Below are 6,940 nucleotides of genomic sequence, written 5' to 3' on the forward strand. Positions count from 1 at the left end.
GCCGATTCTATACTGCACCGAAGGGAAAAACGTCAATCAATAAAATTATTGATATATTTATTGACTTGCCTCCAGTTTTGCGATGTCCTTCTGCGCTATGCGCGGTCCGCCCCGGCCGGCCCCGACGACGACCGGCAGTGCGGCGGCGCCGGACGCAGTGGGTTCCAATTGTCACGGCGGTGATTCACAAAATGGCTGACAACAAGAAGGCGGGTATGCGCAAGGGCCTTACCAACTATGGTGATCCCGAGTTCTCTTTGTTCATCCGCAAGGCGTTCATCAAGGCGAAGGGGTATTCGGATGACGCCCTGGATCGGCCGGTGATCGGCATCGCCAACACGGGAAGCGATTACAACCCCTGTCATGGCAACGCCCCGGAACTCATCGAGGCGATCAAACGCGGCGTCATGCTGGCTGGCGGCCTGCCCATGCAGTTTCCCACCGTTTCCCTGCACGAGGCGTTTTCGCACCCGACCAGCATGTTCCTGCGCAACCTGATGTCGATAGACACGGAAGAGATGATCCGTGCCCAACCCATGGATGCCGTCGTCCTCATCGGCGGCTGTGATAAGACGGTGCCGGCGCAATTGATGGCCGCCGCCAGCGTGAACATCCCCGCCATCTGCGTGGTCACCGGACCCATGCTCAGCGGCACTCATGGCGCCGAGCGGGTGGGCGCCTGTACCGATTGCCGCCGCTTGTGGGGCAAGCATCGCGTCGGCGAGATCGACGAAAAGGAAATCACGGAGATCAGTGGCCAGTTGGTTCCCTCGATCGGCTTTTGCGGCGTCATGGGCACGGCCAGCACCATGGCCTGCATGACCGAAGCCTTGGGCATGATGCTGCCGGGCGGCGCCACCATCCCGGCTGTCCATTCCGATCGCATGCGCCACGCCGAGACTGCCGGCCGGAGGGCGGTGGCGATGGTGCGCGAGGGGCTGACCCCCGACAAGATCATCACTCCGAAATCGATCGCCAATGCGCTGCGCGCCCTGATGGCGATCGGTGGCTCGACCAACGGCATCATCCACTACACGGCGCTGGCCGGGCGCCTTGGCATCCAAGTTGACCTCGACGCCTTCGATAGGATGGGCAACGAAACCCCGGTGCTCGTCGATATCAAGCCATCGGGTACTCGCTACATGGACGATTTTCACAAAGCTGGCGGCATGCGCGCCGTGCTGCGCGAGATCAGGCACCTGCTGAACCTCGATTGCCTGACCGTCTCCGGCAGGACGCTGGGCGAGGAGATCGAGGCCTACCCGGAGCCCTGGCCGCAAGATATGGTCCGGCCCCTGACCAACCCCATTAGCCAGACCGGCGGGATCGCGGTGCTGCGCGGCAACATCGCACCGCGTGGCGCCATCTTCAAGCAGTCGGCGGCGTCCAAGCAGAGCCACACCGGCCGGGCTATCGTCTTTGAATCGCAGGAGGATATGATCAGCCGCATCGACGACCCGGCGCTCGATGTGACGCCCGACGACATCCTGGTGATGCGCAATGCCGGGCCGGTGGGCGCCCCGGCGATGCCCGAAGCCGGCTACATTCCCATTCCCAAGAAGCTGGCGGCGCAGGGGGTGAAGGACATGATCCGCATGTCGGACGCGCGGATGAGTGGCACCGCCTTCGGCTCGATCGTCCTACACATCTGCCCGGAAGCGGCCGTCGGCGGCCCGCTGGCCCTGGTCAGGACCGGCGATCGGATCCGCCTCGACGTACCCGGCCGCTCACTCGACGTGCTGGTCTTCGACGACGAGCTGGCCGCCCGCCGCACCGCCCTGCCGCCGCCCCGCAAACCCACCACCGGGCTGCGCGGCTACTACCGCCTGTTCCTCGATCACGTCCAGCAGGCCGACGAGGGCTGCGACTTCGACTTCCTGACTAAGCGCCCCTATACTGACCGCACCCCCTGACCCGCCAGTTTGCGACCTCGTTCCTCCCCCGTGGATGGCTACCTCAAGCGCGGCCATCTACGTCATTGATGCCATGGGGTCGGTGGTTTTCACCACGCCATCTCGGGTCGAGGGTCGGCCGTTGCCCGGTGACGCCGCCGCTTCCTGCCACCTCGTCGGAGCGGAGGGAGATTGAACCCTTTTACGGCTAGATCCTCGCGCGAGACGAGTACGAACAGATGGTTCCCAAGGAGCAAAGAAAGGCCGAATGCCCATCACCTGGGCAGCATGTGCCCCGGTAGTTCGACGTGGGCGGGAACAACTTTCCGGTGCGTGGTAACACGCTGGAAATTGATACACTGCTATGGTACACTGCCCTCGAAATCGGAAGCGAATTTCCTCGGATTTCCGCCGTTTTTTCAGAGTAAGGTCCCCTCCCCTAGGGGACGCCAATCATTTCAAGGGCCTAGCAAGGCCCTTTTATTTTTTCCCACAAATCTCCCACAAAGCGATGGCGGTATTGTCGGTGGCGAGGCTTATCCCCACCCTTCACCGTCGCCTGGGTAGCCTCGGGCATGAAGCGGCCGGTTCCATGCCCGAGTCGAATACCCTGCCTACTCCCCGAACACCACTCGGTCGATCAGGCTGAAATCCAGATAGCGGCCACGGAGTTTGGTGGCGACATCTCCGGCACCTACGGCGTCGAGGGTATCGATGCAGTCTTCGAGCGTGACCGTCTGAAATCCCGACTCGTTGGGGTCCTCGGATTTCAAATGGCCCTGGTAGCTTCGCACGGCGTTGCCGCACTGGGTGTTCTGGGATCGGCCCCATCGCGAATGCTCAGCGCCCAACGCTGACATACAGGCGGGAGTGCGACGCTTCGAATAGCGGACCATCGCGCTTCCTTCCGTTCACCCTGGTGCAGGCCGGTTACCGGCACCGGTCTAATGGCGACGGCTCTGCGACGCGCGATTTTTCCGCCTCTTCCCGGAGCGCCGCCACGATATCGATGGTTAGCGGGATGCCGCGCTTCAGCCTCTCCTCCTTCGCCCGCGACTCAGGCTCGCCGGGCATCAGGATCTCGTCGAAGCCATGGGCCCGGGGGCAGGCCTTGACGCGTTCGACCAGGGTATCCATCCGCGCCTCGTATTCGTCCCGCGGCATGAACAGGTCCGGCTTGATCGCCATGAAGAAGTGCCCGACGTTCTGTGGACCCGAGAAGTCGAGGTAGGGGTTGACCACCTCGCCAGCCAAGGCCGCCCCGGTTAAGACGCCGCCCAGGACTTCCATGAGCATGGAAAGGGCCGCCCCCTTGTGCCCGCCGAACGGCAGGCAGACCCCCTCGAAGGCCTTCTTCGCATCGGTTGTCGGCCGGCCCTCGGCATCGAGCGCCAAGCCCTCCGGAATGGGATCGCCCCGCTGCGCCGCCAGGCGGATCTTGCCGCGCGCCACGACGGTCATGGCCATGTCGAGCACGTAGGGGCCGAGCTTGCCGCCGGGCGCTCCGGCGGCAAAAGGCGCCGCTCCCAGGAATTTGCTGCGGCCGCCCCAGACCGGGATCGCTGGCGACGAACTGGTAAAGGCCAGCGAGATGAAGCCGGCCTCGATGGCCTGCAAGACATAGAGGGCGGCCATGCCGTAGTGGGTGCTGCGCCGCACGCCTGCCAGTCCGATCCCCAACTCCCGGGCCATGGCGATAGCCTCCTCCATGGCCCGCTTGCCGACGATGAACCCCATGCCGTCATCGCCATCGACGGATGCCACCACCGGGGTCACCCGCTTCACCGTGATGGCGGGCTGCGGCTTGACCAGGCCGCGCCGCAGGCGTTCGGCATAGATCGGGATGCGGGCCACACCGTGCGACGGCAGTCCCCTGAGATCGGCCTCCACCAGCCCCTCGGCCACCAACTTGGCATCGGCCAGCTTCAGGCCATGCGCCGTGAACACCGCCTCGCCGAAGCGCAGGAGCTCGCGATCCGCAAAAATCACTGATTGCACCATTCTGCCAATCCCCCTATCCATTCGGCCGGCGATCCGCCAGGCCATTCTTGAAAATCCAATTTCTCGGCCGCCGGAGGGCCTGACCACACACGTCCCGCCTGATGTCCAGCGGCACCAAAGCAGCCAGTCGTTCCGCTCGCTCGTGACGCCTCGGCTGGGACCTGTCTTTTGAAAGCTAGTGGATTTTTATATTGTAAAATCCAATTATGCAAGGCAAAATCGGCCTCAGTTGGATGGCCCGCGCAGCAGGCGTCCGCGTGATCAATCGCCAAGGAAACGAGAACCAACATGAAAATTCTGGTCCTGCCAGGGGATGGAATCGGTCCCGAAATCACCGAGTCAACAATGGCGGTCATGCGGACCGTCGAGGAACTCTACAAGCTGGGCATAGAGTTCGAATTCGACGAGATCGGCTTCATCAGCCTCCACAAGTACGGGACCACGCTTCGCGATGAAGTGCTCGACAAGGCCCGGCGCTTTGACGGCATCATTCTCGGACCCCAATCCCATCTCGACTACCCCCCGCGCGACCAGGGCGGCGTCAACTTCTCGGCCGCGTTCCGCGTGAAACTCGACCTCTATGCCAACGTCCGCCCGGCCCGCACGCGCCCGGGCCTGGCCAGGACGGACAAGCACATGGACCTCGTCATCATGCGCGAGGCGACCGAGGGCTTTTATCCGGACCGCAACATGGTCGCCGGCTGCGGCGAATTCATGCCGACCGAGGATATCGCCCTGTCCATCCGCAAGATCACTGCTTTTGCCAGCAATCGCATTGCCCGGCGCGCCTTTGAACTGGCGCAGACCCGGCGCAAGAAGGTGGCGGCGATTCACAAGGCCAACAATTTCATTCTCAGCGACGGCCTGTTCCTGCGAGAAGTCCGCAAGGTCGCGGCAGAATTCCCCGAAGTCGAACTGGAGGAAATCATCGTCGACGCCATGGCCGCTTACCTGGTCAGGGACCCGTCGCGTTTCGACGTCATCGTCGCCACCAACTTCCACGCCGACATCCTGTCGGACCTGGCCAGCGAGCTTTCGGGCAGCCTCGGTCTGGCGGGCTCCATCAACGCTGGCGACACCCTTGCGGCGGCCCAGGCCCAGCATGGCTCGGCCCCGGACATCCAGGGCCAGAACAAAGCCAATCCCATTTCGCTGATCCTGTCGGCCTCGATGCTGCTCAAGTGGCTGGGCGACCGCCACAAGCGCCAGAACTATTGCAGCGCATCGGCTTGCATCGACAAGGCGATCGATACGGTCATCATGAATCCCGCGAAGCGCACGCCGGATCTCGGCGGGCCGCTGGGAACAGACGCTTTCACGGCCTGCGTCGTCGAGGAAATCCGGCGCACCAACGTGGTGGCCGCCTGAAAACGGCCGACGATATGAGCGACTTTTGCGCCCACGTCGAGGTCTGTCCGGCCTCCCTGTAAGAAACTCGCGTCCTTGTCAATGCCTGGCCCGGAACCCCTTGGTTCCGGGCCGCCTCTTTTGAGGCGTCGGGGTCGAGGATAGAGAAGAGGCCGGAGGGAAGTGGACTGACGCCTTGCCCGACCGGGTTAGAACGTCGCCTCGATGCGGCGGTCCGACAGGCTGGACTCGAAGAACCGGCTCTTGCGGTCGCTGGCCGCGCCCAGGTGGACGCGGAGGAGCTCGGCGGCCTCCTCCTGCCGCCCCTCCAGCAGCAGGTCGAGCAGCCCGATATGTTCTTCGCACTGCTTGATGAGCCGCCCGCGGTCGAACATGGCGCGGTACTCGATCAACCGCCGCAGGCGGTTGATCCTTCTGAGGGATTCCAGGAAGAACGGGTTGCCCGAACAGCCGACGATCAGCTCGTGAAGTTCCGTTCCCGCTTGGAACAGACGGGCCGGCGACAGCTTCCAGATCTCGCCGTCCATCATCCCGACCTGCTGTTCGCGCATCCGCTCGAACGCGGTCCTGTCAGCGGTATAGGTTGGGCACAATAGGGCGGCAGGCTCGATGACCAAGCGGAACTCGTAGCTCTGCTTGTGCATGGCCGGCGACGTGAGGACGGGCAGAAACCGCCAGCCGTACCCGGGCTTACGTTCGATCCAGCCTTCCTGGACCATGCGCGCCAGCATGCCCTGAATCTCGGCACGGCTGATCTGATAGTGCCGACGCAGGTCGGTTTCGGTCACCTCTTCCGGCAACCGGCCAGTCAGCCGATCCTCGGCAATGCGGAAGTAGGGCTCGTCCTCACCCGGCAGATCATGGCCCAGGGAGCCGGCCAGGACTTCGTGATCGGCGATGGCAACGAAGCAGCCGCGATTCTTCTGCGACTTGACGATGCCGCGATCCTCGAGGATCTTCAGCGCATCCTTCACCGGCTGGCGGGAGACGTGGAACTCGTCGGCCAGCTTCTGCGCGCTGAGGTGCTCACCCACCTTCAACCGGCCGTCACGGATCATTTCGCCGATCTGGAGGGCAATCTGCACCCTCAGCTTGGGCTGCCGCACGTTGTTCATCGGAGATTCGCGCAAAATCCAGTTTCCATACATTTCTTTCTACACCGTTGCCGAGACCGCCGCAAAATGCCTTTTTCCGGCGGAACCCGGAGCAAGCCGTGCAATCGATCCGGATTGGATCCTCGCTTTTCCAATATCCCCGTTTGACCGGCCGGCGGAGCCGTCGCCATCTGCCGCCGCCAGCCGCATCGTCATGGCCTTGGCGCCTGCCGGACGTCCCGCCGACGAGGCCTGACGGCATCCCGCCAACCAAACATATATGAATATGTTGCAAAAAAAATCCAATTTTGGCAAGCTGGGCCTTGGCGACCAAAGCGACCTTGGAAACCAGCCGCTGTCCGCAACGACCGGTGTTGAGCGCCGGTGACCCGGCAGCCGATTTTGCCGATTCATTTGGATTTTTGCTAAGTACATGACCCATAAAGGAGCCTTATTCCCATGTCCGCCACGCCGCTGACTGCCGCCGATTTGGACGCCCTGCGCAAATTCGACACGCCGACCGTCTGCAACTGCCTGGAACTGCTGATCCCGCAGCGCCGCGGCTGGGGCTACACGGTGGAGCCG

General features: G+C 63.1%; 5 protein-coding genes. 2 read left to right on the plus strand and 3 right to left on the minus strand.

Translation table 11 applies throughout. The features are described 5' to 3' along the window. Positions 1–191: 191 nt before the first annotated feature. Positions 192–1,913 (plus strand): IlvD/Edd family dehydratase, encoded by a 1,722-nt coding sequence (locus ODR01_RS24140; RefSeq protein WP_316980273.1) that lies wholly within the window; start codon positions 192–194, stop codon positions 1,911–1,913. Positions 1,914–2,506: 593 nt separating this feature from the next. On the opposite strand, the gene ODR01_RS25320 is transcribed toward ODR01_RS24140, so the two are convergent. Continuing rightward, positions 2,507–2,788 (minus strand): hypothetical protein, encoded by a 282-nt coding sequence (locus tag ODR01_RS25320; protein WP_394356868.1) that lies wholly within the window; start codon positions 2,786–2,788, stop codon positions 2,507–2,509. Positions 2,789–2,822: 34 nt separating this feature from the next. Beyond that, a complete protein-coding gene (locus ODR01_RS24150; RefSeq protein WP_316980275.1) occupies positions 2,823–3,893 on the minus strand; it encodes an Ldh family oxidoreductase in 1,071 nt (356 codons plus the stop codon). 288 nt (positions 3,894–4,181) lie between these two features. Here ODR01_RS24150 and ODR01_RS24155 point away from each other — a divergent pair, with 288 nt between their 5' ends. Then, positions 4,182–5,261 carry an isocitrate/isopropylmalate dehydrogenase family protein gene (locus tag ODR01_RS24155; protein ID WP_316980276.1) on the plus strand — a complete coding sequence of 360 codons (1,080 nt, stop codon included), beginning with the start codon at positions 4,182–4,184 and terminating at the stop codon, positions 5,259–5,261. Between the two features lie 188 nt (positions 5,262–5,449). On the opposite strand, the gene ODR01_RS24160 is transcribed toward ODR01_RS24155, so the two are convergent. Next, entirely contained in the window at positions 5,450–6,376 is a 927-nt protein-coding gene (locus ODR01_RS24160) for a GntR family transcriptional regulator (RefSeq protein WP_316980277.1), read from the minus strand. Between the last annotated feature and the right edge of the window lie 564 nt (positions 6,377–6,940).

The organism is Shumkonia mesophila, assembly GCF_026163695.1.
Lineage (GTDB): Bacteria > Pseudomonadota > Alphaproteobacteria > Rhodospirillales > Shumkoniaceae > Shumkonia > Shumkonia mesophila.